A 17616-nucleotide genomic window follows, 5' to 3' on the forward strand; every position below is an offset into this window, starting at 1 on the left:
ACGATGACGTTGATAGGTCGGGTGTGTAAGCGCAGCGATGCGTTGAGCTAACCGATACTAATGACCCGTGAGACTTAACCTTACAACACCTAAGGTGTTTGAAGCGGAGAGCGCGTTGCCCCGCGGGGTGGCGAGCGGATTTTCAGCGAAGTTCCGGATAAACGGACGTGGCATGGAAGGTAATGCGACGTACGGAAATGAATTTGCCTGGCGGCACTAGCGCGGTGGTCCCACCTGACCCCATGCCGAACTCAGCAGTGAAACGCCGTAGCGCCGATGGTAGTGTGGGGTCTCCCCATGCGAGAGTAGGGAACTGCCAGGCATCCAACAGTGACGAAGCCCTCTGTGAAAACAGAGGGCTTTTTCATATGTGCTGAACGGGCGGTTCGCTACTCGGGCAGAGAGCAGGACAACCGGCTTTGCCGGTTGAACGGAGCCGCAGGCGACGGCCCGCAGGGTGGCCGCCGCAGGCGGGCATCAACTGCCAGGCATCCAATAATGACGAAGCCCTCTGTGAAAACAGAGGGCTTTTTCATATGTGCTGAACGGGCGGTTCGCTACTCGAGCAGAGGTTCGACCATTATATCGAATAACACTGCGGAGCAGGTGTAGGCATTTTGACGGCCCTGCAGGCAATTTTCCCAGTCGGTAAAATTATTATTTTTCTCGCTCGGGAAAATTTTTACATCAAGCTTATGCGCCTGGGCCATCAGCGTATAAGCATAATGCCTGAGAATTTCTGATGAGTGCTGCTCCTTTCCAAAAATCGTTACGGATGAATAGCTTGTAAATACCGCCGCCAGGCTCGGCAATGTTTTGGCCTTCTCGGTATCGCTGGCGGATGGTAGGCCATAAGCCTTGATAATTTCGGCGCGGTGCTCGCTGGTCAAATAAGAGGCGTGCTCAGTCTCTGAATATACCATTTAAGGACCAAAAATGTTTCTTAGCATTATTTGATCTGCCGGATCCATCAGCTCTTTCTTTGATGCTGCGGACCGGCTCCGGCTGGCAGAGGCAAAAGTCTCATGCAATTCACCGAATTTCGGTATTTTAAGCAATGTAGGAAAACGGGCTGCTTGTAACGCTTTGTTATAAGATGCCTGGAAGATTTTGAAATCCTGATTAAACAGCTTGTCCTGCCAATAGCTCCCCGAACCCAGGTTTTCCAGGTTTCTATACAGATAATATTGGCCCGATAAGGCATTAAGGAGTTCAGGTTTAAGCGTCCCAAGAAACGTATGGTGTGAAAGCAGCATGACAAGCCCGTCAGTCTCGTGAGAAAAAAGAATGTAATTGATGGCATCTTAACCCGTCAAACCATCCTGGCGGGTGCCATCGATACCAAATGAATTCAATGCGGCATAAGGTTTTACTTTTTCATTGCTTAGGTAGAGGCGATAAAGTCGGGCAGCGCTTCCATTAACAATCTCATCATCAGCCTCTATCCCTCGAGTGACTAACTGATTGAACGCGCCGTTATGGGAAAACATCCGGTCTGGCTGATGGCTGAACATCTTCAACAGTCTCAACAGGACTGTAACCTGATTTTGCATCTCCACGTCAAGGGGCGGCAAAACTTTCCCCTCATATTGACTAAGATACAGTTCACAGACCGTATCCAGCCAAGTGTCGATCCTGGCATCGCTCAAGTAAGGCGCTTTAGAGAGGGTAGCTAGCAGCGGCAGGGCGACGCTGGACACGTCAGCGTTTTGTAACGAGGCCACCAGTTCACGCGCCATGCGTAATTTCACGTCCGCATGCCGTTCGTCAATGCTGTCCATCATGGTCAACACAGTGCCGCTAGCATCATTGAGATAGCGGTCTAGTAAAGTTGTATTCCAGTGGGGCAATTTTAGCAAAGCGCCTTGTTTTGGCAGGTTGTTCAAGTCAACGCCTCCCAGTTGTGCTCCGTTCAGATCATTTTCCCCCATCTTAGCTTCCGTCAGATCAACATTGCGCAGGTCAACATAGCTAAGGTCAGTTCCCCTTAGGTCAGCCCCGGTTAGCTTCGCTCCGCGCAATTTGACCCGGCTCAGTTTGGCCCCGCCCAAGTCGGCATCACGCAGGTCTGCATTTTCCAGCTTCGCTCCACGCAGGTCCGCCTTTATCAGGACAGACCCGCGCAGGTCAGCTTTGCTCAAGTGAATATCCTTCAGGTAGGCCTCGCTCAGGTTGGCCCCGCTCAGGTTAGGTTTGCCCCATTGCATCTCGGATCCCCCCCGGCCCACGTCAATCTGATATAGGCAAACATCTCGTAGGGTAGCGCGGCGCAGATCTGCCCCGCTCAAGACGGTCCCCCATAGACTAGCATTCGTCAAGTCAGCGTCGCTCAGGTTAGCCTCGCGCAGGTCAGCCTTTTCCAGAGAAGCCTTGCGCAGGTTAGCGCCGCTAAGGTTGGCTTTCGTCAGATCAGCTTCGCACAGGTAGGCGTTTTGAAGGTCAACGCCGGTAAGGTTGGCTTCCGCCAGGTTTGCTTGGCGCAGGTCGGCCTGGCGTAGAGTGCACCCCCGCAGATCTGCCTCGGGCAGTGCAGCTTTTATCATGTTCATCTTCCCCCAATCCGTAAAGATTCCGGGAGAACTATCAAGGTCGAACCGCCGTCGTAACATCAATACGTTGCAGCCAAGGAAAAACATGTCCTTATCAACTGTTACCTCATGTACCTCATGACTTTGCCTATCTTTGCGTATCTCGATGGTGACCGGGCCTGTTTCATCATGGTTTTCTCCCGGCCGTATGGCGGTAACGACCCATCCGTTGAAATCGACGTTAAGCTTAGCCGGGATGCCATAGGGATTTTTGTCCGTTGATTCCCTGGAAAGAGCGTCCGCTAAAGCCTGTGTGAACAAATCATTTTGCCAAGTTAGTTTTTTTTGCTCAATGCAGGGGCTGAATAAATTTGAAATATGCTCCCCAATAATCTCCTGGGGTAATGGAGCCTTGGAACCGTAACTCCAGATGTATTGCACAATCTCACTCGTGCTACTAATAATACCCATTATTACAAATACTCCTTTTATTACTTGGCGACACAGGCTGTCTCGTGGTTGTTGATAAAAATAGTTCGGTCAATCTAACACGGAAATAGCGTTGACTTCTTGCGAAAGAAGCGTATCGCTTCATCATGTTGAATGTTGGTTAAGATAAACGGGGAGAGGATTAAAAAATGAAAGGCTATCTTATAAAGGCAATGGCAAGTGAACTGCCCGCGCGCCATTTATATAGCAGTGGGAGAAATAATTAACTATGAGCGAAATAATATAATCATCAATCAATCATTGAGAGAATAAATACTATAGCCGGTGACTACCCCCCGCCACATCCCAGGCAAAATCTTTCCAGCTCCATCCGCTGCCAGCAGTGCGGCTGTCAAAGGCCTCTTTGGCGGAGCCAAGGGAAATGGAAAAGGCAAAACCGATATTAATGCTGCGGGCCGGAGAGGCGTTTTGGTGTGCGGCCGCCGCGCTGCCCGCATAGGCTAATGCGGCGGAAGAGACAAAATGCGCCGATTTATCACGCCCGGTCCAGCTGTCGTGGGCCATGTGGGTAGAGGCGCTGCACAATATGCTGCACAATATGCTGCACAATATGCTGAACAACAGCAGCGGCGCCATGCAGGCCGCCTGGAATAATCGCCTGGCACTTATTGGCAGGGTCTCAATCCATCTGGCTGACAGCCTCGCCCAATCGCGAGCCCATGCGTAAAGTGTGGGCGCTATAAGATGCGGCTGATCAGGCGGTCGACGCGGATACGCCGCAGACGGCGGATAAGCTTGCGAACTTTCACCGGGTAATCGCCGATCCCCTGCAGCTCGGTAAAATGCGTCACCGCCGTGGTATGGGTGCGGATAAGCCCCAGCTCATGCTCGCGCTGTTCGCGCAGTTCGCCCTTGGGATCGTGAATTAGCAGGGCATTTTCCAGATCCAGGCGCCAGGCGCGGGGATTAAGGTTATTGCCAGTCAACAGTTGCCACTCGTCGTCGACCCACATTCCCTTCAGGTGATAAGTATTGTCGCCGTCTTTCCATAACCTGACCACCAGTTGCCCGTTGTCCACATAACGCTGCAACCTGCCGAGAAAACGCCGCAGGTTAATTTCATACAAATAGGGTAGGGCGCCGATAATCTTGAACGGCTGATCCTCGGGAATATAAAAATCATTGGCCGTTTTATCGCCGACAATGATTTCCACCTGCTTATTCTGGCGCAGCAGGGAGATGATATTGCGCACCAGCAGCGCCGGCATATTAAAATACGGGGTACAGAGGATCAGCTTACTGTCGGCGCACGACATCAGGTGGTGGATGGTCTTATTGAGCGGACTTTGTTTACCTAATCCCACCAGGGGGGTCACGGTCAGCCGATCGTCGGTTGCCGCGTCGTTGCAGGTATAATCCGCGTCGCGCAGGGACTGACGGAACAGGCGCGTATCGTTTTTAATTTCGATGCTTTTCGGCCGGTCGGGATTATCCAGCCGGTTAACGGCGGGCGCGTTCAGCAGGTGATGCTTGATGTAGCCCAGCATACAGTCGGCAAGCGAAGGATTGTGGATCAGCTGATAACGATCGTAGCGGTATTTATCCAACTGGTGCAGGTAGACATCGTTCAGGCTGGCGCCGCTGTAAATGACGGTATCATCGATGATAAAGCCTTTCAGGTGCAGCACGCCCAGGGCTTCGCGGGTATTTACCGGCACGCCGTACACCGGAACCTGCACGCCGGGATGGTCCTGCGCCATGCGGCAATACCAGTCGGCATTGGTGTTTACCGCGGCCGCGCCTATGCGCCCGCGCTGCGCGCGATGCCAGTCGACCAGCACACCGACCTCCAGCTCCGGGCGCAGTTCGCAGGCCCGGTAGAGGGCCGAAAGCACGGCGTCGCCACCCTCATCCTGCTCAAGATACAGCGCCACCAGATAGATACGCTTCTTGGCGCCGGCAATGGCGTTAAGCAAGGCGAGACGAAAATCTTCAGGACTGTACAGCGTTTGTACGTCAGCAACCGTCTGGGGAATTTTGGGCAGTTGTGCAAGGTGTTGTTGGTGTTTGGTACGTCTAAATTTTGACAACATCACAGTGCGCTTCTTCTCTTGTCATCGTATGGTGGAATGACCATATGCAAAAACACAAATGTGTGGAATCGGGCATAATAACATTACTTAACGCCGTTGTGGCTATGTTTCGCCGCAGGTTGATATGCGCTTGAGGTTAAACCGGCGGCTGCCGCCGGGATTCGCCCGCCAGCGATAACGATAGCGCGACAATGCCGTCTTCCAACCGCAGCTCGACCGCGAACCCCAGCTTTTTAGCCAGGGAAATCATGCCCTGGTTACCGGGCATGGTAACGGCGGTTAAGCGCTTAAGCCCATGATGCCGGGCGTAATCAATCATTTTTTCCAGCAGCAGACGCCCCAAGCCCATTTTTTTTAAATCGGATCTGACCAGCACCGAAAATTCGGCATCGGTGTTGTCCGGGTCGGAAAAGGCGCGCGTGACGCCGATAATGCTGGTTCCCGCCTCGTTTTGCCTTACCGCGACAAATGCCATTTCTCGATCGTAGTCGATTTGGGTCATATAAGCCAAATCTTCATGGGTAAATTCCGTGATCTCACTGAAGTAACGGAAATAAAGATCTTCCGGCGTCACCTCGCCGATAAACTGCTTCAGCAGTGGTTCGTCTTCCGGCAGGATGGGGCGAAACAGGCATTGTTCGCCATTTTTCAGCATCACCACCGACTCCAGCTCTTGTGGATAAGGGCGGATCGCCAGGCGCGCTTCCGGATCGCCATGGCATTCGGCCAGTTCAAGGCTGACGTCCAGCAAGGTCATATCACTGCCGCAGGCCAGCAGCGGATGAATATCCAGATGAATGATGTCAGGACAGTCGAGCAGTAGATTGGAGACCTGTACCAGCAGGCGGCTTAACGCGGCAATATCCAGCGAATATAGGGGACGGTGGGTGCGGATCGCGCCCTTTTTCAGCCCCTGGCGCACCATATTCCGCGCCAGCGCCATATTGAGCGGCGGCAGGGCCACCGCCATCTGGTCTGCCTGGCGCCATTCGTTTTCGCTTTCACCCAATAGGATCAACGGGCCGAAGACCGGATCCTGCTCGACCACGATGCGCAGTTCCTGGGTGCCGGCCCGGCTGGCCATGCTTTGCACCAACATGCCTTCGATGCGCGCCCGGGGAAAGGCCTGCGCCACGCGTTCCGTCATGGCGTTGGCCGCCTGCGCCACTTCGCGCGCATTACGCAGCGACAGCATCACGCCCTGTACTTCGGATTTGTGCGCGATGTCCGGCGAGCGCAGCTTCAATGCCACCGGATAACCGATACGTTCGGCAATGGCGACGGCTTCATTGGCGTCGAGCGCGATCCAGGTGGGCAGGGTGGTTAGGCCATACGCCTCGACGATGGGACGCACCTCATGGGTGGCCAGCCGGGTTATGCCCTGATCCAGGGCCTGGCGGATCAGCTGGTGCGCCTGTGCCGTGTCCACCGTCAGCCCGACCGGCAGGGCCGGGGTTTCCATTAACTGCTGTTGATTGCGCCGGTACTCCGCCATATGCATAAAGGCGGTGACCACGCCTTCCGGCGTGCGATAGGTAGGCAGGCCCGCCTCGGTGAACAGCTTGCGCGCCTCGCGGGAGGAGAATTCACCGCTCCAGTTGGTCAGCAGGGTCACGTGCCTGCCGCGCGGATGGACCCTGGCCAGTTCGATCACCTGCTGCGCCGTCTCGCTGCTGGGCGCGGCGGCGCTGGGGGCGTGGATAATCAGCAGCGCATCGTAGTCAGGGCTGTCGAGCAATATCGAGAGGGCGGCGCGGTAGCGCGCCGGGGTGGCGTCGTCCGCCAGATCGAGCGGGTTGGACGCGGTCACGGCGTCGGGCAATACCGCCTGCAGGGCCTCGCGCGTGGCCGGGCTTAAGGTGGCCAGCTTGCCATGGCGGCTTAGCAGTTCATCCAACGCCAGCGCGGCGGGGGCGATGCCGTTGCTGACGATCATCAGGCGTTCGCCGCGCAGCGGGCGCATATGGCTTAAGGTTTCCACCGCCGAAAATAATTCGTGGGTATCGCGCACCCGCAGCAGACCGGCGCGCTGGATAGCGGCGTCGTAGGCGGCGTCGCGGCCCTGGGGATAGTTCAGCAGGCGCTGCGCCTGCGGACTGCGTCCGCTTTTAATCACCAGGATCGGTTTATTACGCGCGGCGCCCCGGGCGGCCGACAGGAAACGCCTGGCATCGCTCAGGTGCTCCAGGTGCAGCAAAATGGCGCTGGTCTTGCTGTCCCGCGCCAGGAAGTCGAGCACGTCGTCCACGTCGATATCGATACTATCTCCGAGGGCGATAAAATAGGAGAAGCCGATTTCACGCTGCTGCGCCCAGTCCAGCACGGTATTGGACACCGCGGCGGACTGGGAAATAAACGCCAGCTTGCCTTTATGGATGGGAACCGGGGAAAAACTGGCGTTCAGGCCCTGCCAGGGCGCCAGCACCCCAAGGCTGTTCGGCCCGAGCAGGCGCATGCCGTGACGGGCGGCGCAGGTTTTCAGCTCGTCAAACTGGGCCGGCGGCGAGGAGAGGATAATCGCCGTTTTGCATCCATGCTTGCCAAGCTCGTCGAGCAGCCCGGCATTGCGACTGGCGCGGGTGCACAGCACCGCCAGGTCCGGCACCAGCGGCAGGCTTGCCACATCCGGATAGCTTAATACGCCGCACACCGCGGGATAGCGCGGCGTCACCGGCAATATTGGCCCGCCGAACCCGCCGTCCAGCAGATTACGCATCATCAGGTTGCCGGCCCGGCCCGGCTTGTCCGATGCCCCCAGCACGGCAATGGACTTCGGCCTCAGCAGCGCTTCCAAACCTCGTTGACTCATCGGTGGTCTCCTATCCAGCCGCACCCGGTAAGTGTAAGCGCTTTAAGCCTGGGGTGTTGTGATGGCGGAAGATATTTGCGGTGTGCGGTGGTGGGATTTACCCGCCAGGTAACGACCGCGAAACAGCGTAAACAGCGCGGATAGGTTTTGCGCCGCCGCGTCGTCTCCCGCCTGCAGCAGCAGGGTGGCGGCAACCTCTGCGGTGCAGTGGTGCCCCTCGCCGTGCGCTTCGCGCAGGCGGTAGGCGGAGAGGGTATCCAAGGTAAGGGATAATATCGGAAAATCAGCCAGATAGGGACTTTTACGAAACATCTTGCCGGCCTCGGACCAGGTGCCGTCCAGCAGGATAAACAGCGGCGGCTTGCCGTGGGCATCGATCTGGCGCACCACGCGCCGGCCGGGGGCGACATTGTGCGCCGGAAACACCACATAGGGCTGGCGGGCGGGATCGGTTATGGCGGACAGCAGCGCCGGATTCGGCTCGGTGCGCGACCAGAGGAAAGCCTGGGTGTCCGGCAGTATATCGGCAATCAGACGGCCGGTATTGCTGGGTTTCAGCGGCTCGGAGTCAAACATGATCAGGCAGAAACGGCTGGCCGACGTCGCCGGCAAAATACTGTCGCACAGGCAAACGGCCTGCGGCAGCAGGCAGCCTTCGCAGCGGAGTACCCGGCAACCGCGCGCGCGATAGGGGCGGGTGGCGCGATCGAGGCGATATCGGCGTAGCGCCAGCACGGCATTGTGCGTCATGGGATGCCCGGAAGAAAAGAGATAGTTTACCGGAGCGGGCGGGGAAAGCGGACTGTTTTTTTGCCTGTCCCGGCCGGAACGCATGCCCGTGGCTCAAACGCGGCGAAGGGCCCGCGATCCCACGGCATGGACGGGCAGGCAAATTGGCCGGCGAAATTCACCGGCCGGGGCAGGGGGCCAGGTTAAGACCACTCAGGTCGCGCTGGGGATGGACAGGCCTTCGTCCAGCCATTCTTCAAACGGCCCCTTGGGTATGGCGCCATGCAGCGAGTCCACCATCTTGCCGTGCCTGAAGACCATAATGGTGGGAATGCTGCGGATGCCAAAGCGGGTGCTCAACTGGGGTTCCGCTTCGGTATTCACTTTAAGGAAACGTACCGAACCACGGCGCTCTTCGGCGACCGCTGCAAAAATCGGCGCGAAGCCAACGCAGGGTCCGCACCAGGGCGCCCAGAAGTCGACCACTACCGGCAGGTCGTCTTGCAGCAGTTTGTCCAGGGAGTCGGTGGTGGCGTGGACGACTTTACCGTCCAGCAGCGCCTCGCCGCAACGGCCGCATTTCGCGCCGCCGTTGACCTTTTGTTCCGGCAGGCGATTGGTGGCCAGACAGGATGCACATACCGTATTCATGCTTTTGCCTCTTATTGGTGGAGGTTAAACCGGCGTAGGGCGGCCGGGCGATGATATCCACGCTTTATCCAAATGTTGTTCTGAAGTATGGTTAAAGAAATGAAGGGTGACAAAGTGATTTATCCGATGGCTTCGATAGTTGCTGGCTTTTACCGCTATCCGGTAGCTAAAAAAGGCCAGATCGGGTAATCTTCGCGCCCAGCACTTGGGTGGAGAGACAAATGAGCGATTCGTTAAAGGGTAAAAACGGCAAGGTCCGTGTCATGTACGTGCGTAAAGAAGAAGAAGAACAGCCGCGTCGTCCTTCTCGTCCACCCCAGCAAGGCCGTGACGGCAACGCCGGACGCGGCGATACCCGCCGTGGCGACGCCCCGCGCGGCGATGCCCGCCGTGGCGACGCCCCGCGCGGCGATACCCGCCGTGGCGACGCTCCGCGCGGCGATGCCCGGCGTGGCGATGCTCCGCGCGGCGATACCCGCCGTGGCGATGCTCCGCGCGGTGATACCCGGCGCGGGGACGCTCCCTGGGGCGACGCTCCGCGCGCTGACGCCCGTCGCGGTGATTCTGCCGGTGGCGAAGGCCGGTCGCGCAGGGATAAACCTTCCGCCGCGCCGGATTCCCCCTGGAAGACCCTGTATCAAAACGACGATACGCCGGCGGTGGCCGATCACGGCGGCATCAGCGGCAAAAGCCTGATCGATCCGGATCAGCTGCGGCGCCAGCGGGCGGAAGAGACCCGCGTTTACGGCGAAAACGCCTGCCAGGCCTTATTTAAAAGCCGCCCCGACTCCATTGTGCGCGCCTGGTTCGTGCAATCGGTTACGCCGCGCTTTCGCGACGCGCTGCGCTGGATGGCCGCCAACCGCAAGGCCTACCATGTGGTGGAAGAAGAAGAACTGGCGCTGGCGTCCGGCACCGATCATCACGGCGGCGTCTGCTTCCTGATCAAAAAACGCATCGGCCTGGATGCCGTCGCCTATCTCGGGCAGACCCTGGAGAAGGATTGCGTACTGGCGCTGGAGGATGTGTCCAATCCCCATAACCTCGGCGCCATGCTGCGCAGCTGCGCGCATTTCGGCGTGAAAGGCGTAATGACCAGCGACAGCGCGGCGCTGGAATCCGGCGCGGCGGTGCGTACCGCCGAAGGCGGCGCGGAGCATATCAGTTCCATTAATACCGACGATTTGTTCAGCGATCTGGCGCGTTTTCGCCAGGCGGGATATACCATCGTGACCACGTCGAGCCATAAAGGCACGTCGCTTGCCAGGGTCGACATGCCGGCTAAAATGGTGCTGGTGATAGGCCAGGAACGGGCGGGGCTGTCCGATGCGATAGTGGACCAGGCGGATCTGGCGATTTCCATCGGCGGTACCGGCCGGGTTGAAAGCCTGAATGTCTCGGTGGCCACCGGGATACTGCTGGCGGAGTGGTGGCGGCAAAACCACTAAGCCCGACGCCCACGCAGCCCGGCATCCGGGCCTGAAGCGCCGTTATTGACGAAAGTCGGTAACGGCGTTTTGCTTTATACCTGTGCCACAGGGATGCGAGCCATCATCGCGCGCCCACGCCAGGACCAATCAGGCGATATCGTCTTCGACGATTAAGTCATCCAGTTTGGTCAGCAGCTTACGCGTCAGCGTCTCAAGCTGTTTTTGCTCGTTGCTATTGAGCGTAGACCACAACGATACCAGGCATTTATGCTGCGGCGGCAACAGGTTGTTGAGAAAATTTTCCCCGTCGGCGGTCAGTTGCAAATGCAGGCAGCGGCGATCGTTTTCACTCTCTTTACGTACAATCCAGCCCCTTTTTTCCAGCTCATCGGCGATGCGGGTGGCATTAGTGCGCGACGATCCCAGCGCGGAACTGAGTTCAGAGGGTTGGATGCTGTGATTTTGCTGGGACTCCAGGGTGAGCAGGGCCATAAACAGGGTTTCATTGATACCCTGGGCTTTTAGCATGCGGTTGCGGTTTTCCAGCAGTTTGCCCTGCATATGCATGCAAAGCCGGGTCAGCAGGATTTCCTGGTAAGGAAACTCGGGATGTTGCTGGGCGCGTTGCGACAACATTTGCTCAATGGGGGTGAAGGAACTGTCCATTTAAATTAATACCTCATTAGTTACTATGGATATAATAACTAATGTAATCACCCATGTAAATATTGTCGCCATGAAAAGTTTAGATAACTATAGATCAGGCAGACAGTAATTTGAACACCAAGCCAAAGCAGAGCGCGCCGCCCAGGGTGGAGATAACAATGCTGCGGGTCTGGTAAAAACAGGCAATCAATATCGCGAAACCCGCCAGGGTAGGCGCCAGCTTAGCCGGATCGCGCATGACCTCGGGCACGCTGGAAACCACCAGCAGCGCGCAAATGGACGCGATGCCGATGCCGTCCAGCAGAAGCCCGGCCCAGTTGCCGCCGGTACCGATGGATTTACGCCTGCCGCTGAACCGCAGTGGAAGATACCTAAACAGATAATTCGCCGTTCCGACCACCAAACCGATAATGATCACGTTGGTATTCATTCAACCTTCCCCGGCTTAAGCGCCGGACCCAGCAACGCGCCCACGCATCCGCCGCCGATACCGGCCAGGATGGCCATCGGAATCGACATCAGCAGCAGCCCGGCCAGCGCGCCGGTAAGCGACGCCGCCAGTACCAGGCTTTGGCGCCGCTGGAACGCCGCCAATAGAAAACTAAGGAACAGCGCCGGCAGCATAAACGACAGCGCGGCCTCCACCGCGGGATAATCATCCAGCGGGCCGTTGCCGGACAATGCGCCGGCGGCGGTCCCGATCACCCACGATAGCCAGGAACAGGCGGCTACGCTTATCATCCAGTTTTCCGACCAGCGGCGGTTATCTTTAATTAGCCTGGCAATCGCCGCGGAAAACACCTCATCGGTCAGGCCGAAGGCCCATAACGCCGTTTTGCGCGGCGACAGGGCGCCCAGGATACGGTGACGCAACGCCGGGCCATATAGCAGGTGGCGCACGTCCATGGCCATGACGGTCAACGCCGCGACCCACAGCGACAGGCCGGCGCTGAGCAGGGTGGTGATGACGAACTGGCTGGCGCCGGCATAGATGACGCAGGAGATGAAGATGCCTTCCAGCGGCGTGAAACCCAGCTTAACCGCGTTCAGGCCAAAGGCGAACGCCACCGGCAGGTAGCCGATGACGATGGGCAGGCTGTCGACTATCCCTTCGCGGAAGGTGGCCGGCGGCCCTGGCGTCAGGGGATTATTGCTTTGGCTTGCATCCATGTGCAGATCCTCCTGATAGTGGCGTGCGTTGCCGGGATGGGGGGCATGGCGTCCGCGGGGGCGCCGTAACCGGCCTCGCCCGGCAAGCGGCCTCAGGCGGCCGTCACGCCGTTGTCCTCGTGATGTTGCCCACGCCACCACAACAGCAGGTTGAGCACGCCCAGCACCGCTCCGGCGATGCATACGCCGGTCCAGCCGGCGGTCTGGTATGCGGAGGCGGAAATCAGCGAGCCGATGGCGCCGCCGATGAAATAACTGGTCATATAACCGGAGGTCAGCCGGTTACGCGCCTGCGGCATACGCCGGTAAATCACGCTCTGGTTGGTGATATGCAGGCCCTGCACCGCCAGATCCAGCACGATAATGCCGGCAATCAGCGCCATGACCTGATACTGGCCGTACCAGATGAAGGCCCAGGAGACCAGCAACAGCAGCAGGCCGTAGCGGGTGGTCGTCTTGGCCTTGCCCCGGTCGGCCAGGTGACCGGCCCGTGAGGCGGCCAGGGCCCCGGCGGCGCCCGCCAGGCCGAACAGGCCGATTTTCGCTTCCGAAAAATAAAACGGCGGCGCGGCCAGCAGGAACGCCATGGAGGTCCACAGGTTGCTGAAGCTGGCAAACGTGACGCAGCCGATCAGGGCCCGGGTACGCAGTATCGGGGTAGTGACATACATACGCAAGATGGAGGCCAGCAACTGCGGGTAGTTGAGATCCGAATACTGTTTATAACGCGGCAGGGCGAACCACAGGATGAGCGCCATAACCACCATCAGGGCGCTGGCGAACCAGTATACCGTGCGCCAGCCGCCATAGGAGGCCAGGGCGCCGGCGACGGTCCGCGCCAGCAGGATGCCCAGCAACAGGCCGGTCATGATCATGCCGACCACTTTGCCGCGCTTGGCCGGATCCGCCAGGGTGGCGGCCAGCGGCACCAGGATCTGCGCCACTACCGAGAACAGGCCGGTCAGGGCCGTGCCGGCAATCATCATCCACAGGCTGCCTGCCGACGCGGTGACCAGCATCCCGGCGGCGGACAGCAGCGTCATGATGACGATCATCCCGCGCCGTTCGAATTTATCTCCCAGGGGCACGATAAACATCAGGCCGCAGGCATAACCCAACTGGGCGGCGGTGACGATAAAACCAGCCTGGTTTACCGACAGCTGATAGGCCTGGGCGATGGTGTCCAGGAGGGGTTGCGCATAGTAGTTGCTTGCGACCGACAGTCCGGTGGCGATAGCCATGATAATAATCAGCGCCGGACTTAAACTTGGGTGGTCAGTTTTTGTTTTCATTGGTGAGTCTGTTAACCAATCGGGGGGCTATTATTCCTCATAAGCGCCAAAAAAACGAGGGGCGAATGCCCCCCGTTTTTTGACGTGACCTGTTATCGCGGGATAAACAGGTGCGATCGACGTCTCAAAAACGCCGTATTACTTACTATTATTTGCCGGCGGCCGCGGCCGCGGTGCTTACCCAACCGTCGAACAGCGCCTGGTGCGCTGCGATCCAGCCGTTGGCGTGGCGTTCAATATCCACTTCCGACGCCTGGCCTTCATGCATCCGCAGGTTTTGCGCGTTCACATCGCTTATCGGCAGCCGCATGATGGAAAACAGCTTCGCCGCCGCCGGGTTGGCCTGCGCCCACGATTTATTAGCGACGATGCGCATGGCGTTTACCGGGAAACCATAGTCGGCGCCGTTAGGCAGCTTGGTGCTGATGTCTTTCTGCTTGCCGGGCAGGGAAGAGAACGGCACCTGCAGCCAAACCACATCCCGTCCGGGAACCAGGACGTCGCTGACCCAGTAAGGAGTCCAGGTATAATACAGGATCGGCTTGCCTTCCTTGAAGCGGGCCATGGTGTCGGCAATGATGGCCGCGTAGTTGCCCTGGTTATGCTCCACGGTGTCTGTCAGTCCGTAGGTTTTGATTTGGTGGTTAATCACCGCCTCGCAGCCCCAGCCGGGGGTGCAGCCGGTCAGATCGGCCTTGCCGTCGCCGTTGGCGTCGAACAGTTTCGCCAGTTTGGGATCCTTGAGCTGATCGAGGGTGGTGATATGGTATTTATCCGCGGTTTTTTTGTCGATCAGGTAGCCCTGGGCCGCGCCCTCGACATAATTGCCCTGGCGATAGAACTTGGCGTCGCCGCCGGCCGCCTGGTATTGGTCCGCATGCAGCGGATCCCAGTTTACCGCCATAAAGGTGGCGTCGCCGGAGGCGATGGAGGTGTAGGCGACGTTGTAATCCACTTCACGGCTTGATTTGACATCGTAACCCAGCTTTTCCAAGGCTTTGTTCACCAGCAGTGTCTGGAACGTCTCTTCCGAAATGGTGCTTTGCAGGGGTTGGACCTGCGCGCCTTTACCCGGCAGCCCGGCGGCAAAAGAGATTGGCGCGGCCAGCGCCGCGGTGAGCGCTAACGCCCAAATTCCGGTCTTATGCATAGGATATCCTTCTGAATAGTTTTTAATGATAAATTTTTAAACAATCAGGCGACGGGAGCGGACGTGGGTCCGCTCCCGGGAAAGGGTCAGGCTTTTTTGGCAAACGGACGGGTAAACAAACCCAGGGGACCGCCGGCATACCAGCGGCGGTTGCCGCGGCTGCGGCTGTCGCGTCCCAGGGACTGGGTCAGCCGGTCGAGGATAATCGCCAGGATCACGATGCCTACCCCGCCGATGGTCGCCAGTCCCATGTCCAGGCGGCCGATGCCGCGCAGGACCATTTGGCCTAGTCCGCCGACGGCAATCATCGAGGCGATGACCACCATCGACAGCGCCAGCATCAGCGTCTGGTTGATACCGGCCATGATGGTCGGCATCGCCAGCGGCAACTGCACTTTGAACAGTAGTTGGCGGGGGCTGGACCCGAACGACTCGGCGGCTTCAATCAGGTCTTCCGGCACCTGCTTGATGCCCAGTATGGTCAGGCGCACCACCGGCGGCAGGGCGAAGATAATGGTCACCACTACCCCCGGCACGTTGCCGATGCCGAACAGCATGACGATGGGCACCAGGTAAACGAACGCCGGCGTGGTCTGCATGGCGTCGAGCAGCGGGCGGATGATTTTTGCCGCGCCCTCGCTGCGCGCCAGCCATATGCCCAGCGGCAGACCTATCACCACGCAGAACAAAAGCGAGGTAAGCACCAGCGCCAGCGTCACCATGGCCTGCGACCACGCGCCGATGGCGCCGATAATCACCAGGGAGACCAGGGTGGCGATGCCCATGCCCAGGCTCGACATCTGCCAGGCCAGCAGGGCAAACACCAGGATGGCGACCGGAGCGGGCATGCCCAGCAGCAAATGCTGGAAGCCGCCGAGGATGAAGTCCACCGGCACCCGGATGCCCTGGAACAGCGGGCGGAAATGCAACACCACCCAATCGATGCCGTGGGTGACCCAGGTATCGAGCGGGATCAGGGTGCTGTGAAACGGATCCAGCAGGTTAAAATGCTCGGGCGCGGGGGCCGGGGCGCTGTTGAGCCAGTCGGCCCCTTGCTGGGCGGAATGCGCGCCCGCGCCATCGGTAGCCGTGGGGGCGGTAGTCCCCCAGGCGTCGGCGCCGCTGCCGGCGCCGGGTGCGTTTTGCGCGGCGGTCGCCGCGTCATGAGGCTGCGCGCCGGTGGCGCCCCAGGGATCGGCCGATGGCGTATCGACCGCGTGCTGCGCGGAAGTGGCGTCCGCTGTGGGCGCGGCCTGTACGCCCGTCCATGGATCGGTGGTTGGCTTACTCATTGATCGCCCCTTCTTTGTCTAATGCCTGTAGCAACATGCCTTTGGAAATAATGCCGATATACTGATTCTCATCACCGACCACCGGTACGGCGCAGGGCGCCTGGGCGACGGTGGAGATCAGTTCGCTCAGCGGCGTATCGCCGGGGACGGGAGCGGGACTCTCGAGCAGCGCCTGCTCCAGCGGCAGGTTGGCCGCCAGGGCGGCTTTCAGCGAATCGATGGATACCACGCCGATAAATTTCTGGCCGCGCTCCAGCACATAACCGAAATCGCGGTCTTCATCCTGCAGCAGCTTAAGGGCGGAACGGGGGCCGAACCCCGGCGTCTTGCGGATAAGCGTCACCGGACGGCGGCGGGCGATATCCTTGGCGCTGAACACATGGCTGACATCCACGCCGCGAAAAAACGTGCGGACATATTCATTAGCCGGATTATTGAGGATCTCTTCCGGCGTGCCCACCTGTACCACCACGCCGCCCTGCATAATGGCGATACGATCGCCGATGCGCATAGCCTCGTCGAGATCATGGGAAATAAAGACGATGGTGCGCTGGTGGCGGGACTGCAGCTTGACCAGCTCGTCCTGCATTTCGGCGCGGATTAACGGGTCGAGCGCCGAAAACGCCTCATCCATCAGCAGGATGTCGGGATCGTTGGCCAGCGCCCTGGCCAGGCCGACGCGCTGGCGCATGCCGCCGGACAGCTCGTCGGGCCAGGACAACGCGTGTTTATCCAGCCCCACCTGCGCCAGCGCCTCCAGCGCCTTGGCGTGGCGTTCCTGCGCCGGCATGCCGGCCAGCATCATGCCGAAGGCGGTATTGTCCAGCACGTTCAGGTGCGGCATCAGCGCAAAGGACTGGAACACCATGCTGATTTTTTTACGCCTGACGTCGCGCAGCGCGCTGTCGGAGATCCGGGCGATATCGACGCCGTCAATCAGGACTTCGCCGCGCGTCGGTTCTATCAGACGATTGAGAAGGCGTACCATGGTGGATTTACCGGAACCGGATAACCCCATGATGACGAATATCTCGCCTTCTTCAATGGCCAGACTGGCATCTTTTACGCCAACCGTCAGACCGGTTTTGGCAAATATTTTATCCTTGTCGTGCCCCGCCTGAATCAGCTTAAATGCGCGCTCGGGATGTTCGCCAAATATTTTATAGAGGTTTTTTACTTCAAGTTTAACAGCCATGCAATTATCAATTTCCCGTATGGTTTTCTAATATATTTAGGGGTCCTGCCGAAATAAAAACGCTGTATACCCTAACATACTGAGCTTTTTAGACAACCCCCAATCCCTTATCCAGCGAAATATCCTGTCGGCAGGACGAGCGCATTTCGGCCCAAACGGCT

At 58.6% G+C, this 17616-nt stretch carries 15 protein-coding genes, 2 rRNA genes and 1 pseudogene; 3 read left to right on the plus strand and 15 right to left on the minus strand.

Annotation, left to right across the window (positions count from 1 at the left end):
- Together GRH90_RS14415 and rrf are read left to right on the plus strand one after the other, a co-directional pair.
- Positions 1 to 82: ribosomal RNA gene (locus GRH90_RS14415) — 23S ribosomal RNA — on the plus strand; the annotation flags it as partial.
- 124 nt (positions 83 to 206) lie between these two features.
- A 5S ribosomal RNA gene (rrf, locus tag GRH90_RS14420) occupies positions 207 to 322 on the plus strand.
- A 235-nt stretch (positions 323 to 557) separates the two neighbouring features.
- On the opposite strand, the gene GRH90_RS14425 is transcribed toward rrf, so the two are convergent.
- The 8 genes and pseudogenes from GRH90_RS14425 to trxC all read right to left on the minus strand — a co-directional run bounded on the left by GRH90_RS14425 (position 558) and on the right by trxC (position 9260).
- The gene (locus tag GRH90_RS14425; protein WP_162366662.1) at positions 558 to 923 is read right to left on the minus strand and encodes a hypothetical protein; all 366 of its coding nucleotides are present in this window, start codon (positions 921 to 923) and stop codon (positions 558 to 560) included.
- Complete coding sequence (locus GRH90_RS14430) at positions 924 to 1256, minus strand: hypothetical protein (RefSeq protein ID WP_162366663.1); 333 nt, start codon at positions 1254 to 1256, stop codon at positions 924 to 926.
- A gap of 48 nt (positions 1257 to 1304) precedes the next feature.
- The gene (locus GRH90_RS14435; RefSeq protein ID WP_162366664.1) at positions 1305 to 2999 is read right to left on the minus strand and encodes a pentapeptide repeat-containing protein; all 1695 of its coding nucleotides are present in this window, start codon (positions 2997 to 2999) and stop codon (positions 1305 to 1307) included.
- 272 nt (positions 3000 to 3271) lie between these two features.
- Positions 3272 to 3614: pseudogene (locus GRH90_RS14440) on the minus strand (YfiM family lipoprotein).
- A gap of 101 nt (positions 3615 to 3715) precedes the next feature.
- On the minus strand, positions 3716 to 5071 hold the full coding sequence (gene pssA / locus GRH90_RS14445) for a CDP-diacylglycerol--serine O-phosphatidyltransferase (RefSeq protein WP_162366665.1): 1356 nt from the start codon (positions 5069 to 5071) through the stop codon (positions 3716 to 3718).
- Between the two features lie 136 nt (positions 5072 to 5207).
- Positions 5208 to 7880, minus strand: a complete 2673-nt coding sequence (locus tag GRH90_RS14450) for a bifunctional acetate--CoA ligase family protein/GNAT family N-acetyltransferase (protein WP_162366666.1) — start codon at positions 7878 to 7880, stop codon at positions 5208 to 5210.
- Between the two features lie 42 nt (positions 7881 to 7922).
- The gene (locus tag GRH90_RS14455; protein WP_162366667.1) at positions 7923 to 8630 is read right to left on the minus strand and encodes a tRNA-uridine aminocarboxypropyltransferase; all 708 of its coding nucleotides are present in this window, start codon (positions 8628 to 8630) and stop codon (positions 7923 to 7925) included.
- 192 nt (positions 8631 to 8822) lie between these two features.
- Complete coding sequence (gene trxC, locus GRH90_RS14460) at positions 8823 to 9260, minus strand: thioredoxin TrxC (protein ID WP_162366668.1); 438 nt, start codon at positions 9258 to 9260, stop codon at positions 8823 to 8825.
- A gap of 221 nt (positions 9261 to 9481) precedes the next feature.
- Here trxC and GRH90_RS14465 point away from each other — a divergent pair, with 221 nt between their 5' ends.
- Entirely contained in the window at positions 9482 to 10708 is a 1227-nt protein-coding gene (locus GRH90_RS14465) for a tRNA/rRNA methyltransferase (RefSeq protein WP_162366669.1), read from the plus strand.
- Positions 10709 to 10837: 129 nt separating this feature from the next.
- Here GRH90_RS14465 and mprA read toward each other — a convergent pair whose 3' ends face one another.
- From mprA to proV, 7 genes are all read right to left on the minus strand, one after another.
- Entirely contained in the window at positions 10838 to 11356 is a 519-nt protein-coding gene (gene mprA / locus GRH90_RS14470; RefSeq protein ID WP_162366670.1) for a transcriptional repressor MprA, read from the minus strand.
- 94 nt (positions 11357 to 11450) lie between these two features.
- A complete protein-coding gene (gene ygaH / locus GRH90_RS14475) occupies positions 11451 to 11786 on the minus strand; it encodes an L-valine transporter subunit YgaH (protein WP_162366671.1) in 336 nt (111 codons plus the stop codon).
- Positions 11783 to 12526, minus strand: coding sequence for an AzlC family ABC transporter permease (locus tag GRH90_RS14480; RefSeq protein WP_162366672.1), 744 nt, complete (start codon positions 12524 to 12526; stop codon positions 11783 to 11785). The genes ygaH and GRH90_RS14480 overlap by 4 nt, the downstream gene beginning before the upstream one ends.
- A gap of 92 nt (positions 12527 to 12618) precedes the next feature.
- Positions 12619 to 13818, minus strand: coding sequence for an MFS transporter (locus GRH90_RS14485; protein ID WP_162366673.1), 1200 nt, complete (start codon positions 13816 to 13818; stop codon positions 12619 to 12621).
- 148 nt (positions 13819 to 13966) lie between these two features.
- Positions 13967 to 14968, minus strand: coding sequence for a glycine betaine/L-proline ABC transporter substrate-binding protein ProX (gene proX, locus GRH90_RS14490; RefSeq protein ID WP_162366674.1), 1002 nt, complete (start codon positions 14966 to 14968; stop codon positions 13967 to 13969).
- A gap of 86 nt (positions 14969 to 15054) precedes the next feature.
- Positions 15055 to 16260: a glycine betaine/L-proline ABC transporter permease ProW gene (proW, locus tag GRH90_RS14495; RefSeq protein ID WP_162366675.1), complete on the minus strand. Its 1206-nt coding sequence runs from the start codon at positions 16258 to 16260 to the stop codon at positions 15055 to 15057.
- Positions 16253 to 17455, minus strand: a complete 1203-nt coding sequence (gene proV / locus GRH90_RS14500; RefSeq protein WP_162366676.1) for a glycine betaine/L-proline ABC transporter ATP-binding protein ProV — start codon at positions 17453 to 17455, stop codon at positions 16253 to 16255. The genes proW and proV overlap by 8 nt, the downstream gene beginning before the upstream one ends.
- Between the last annotated feature and the right edge of the window lie 161 nt (positions 17456 to 17616).

This window comes from Acerihabitans arboris, assembly GCF_010131535.1.
GTDB classification, from domain to species: domain Bacteria; phylum Pseudomonadota; class Gammaproteobacteria; order Enterobacterales; family Enterobacteriaceae; genus Acerihabitans; species Acerihabitans arboris.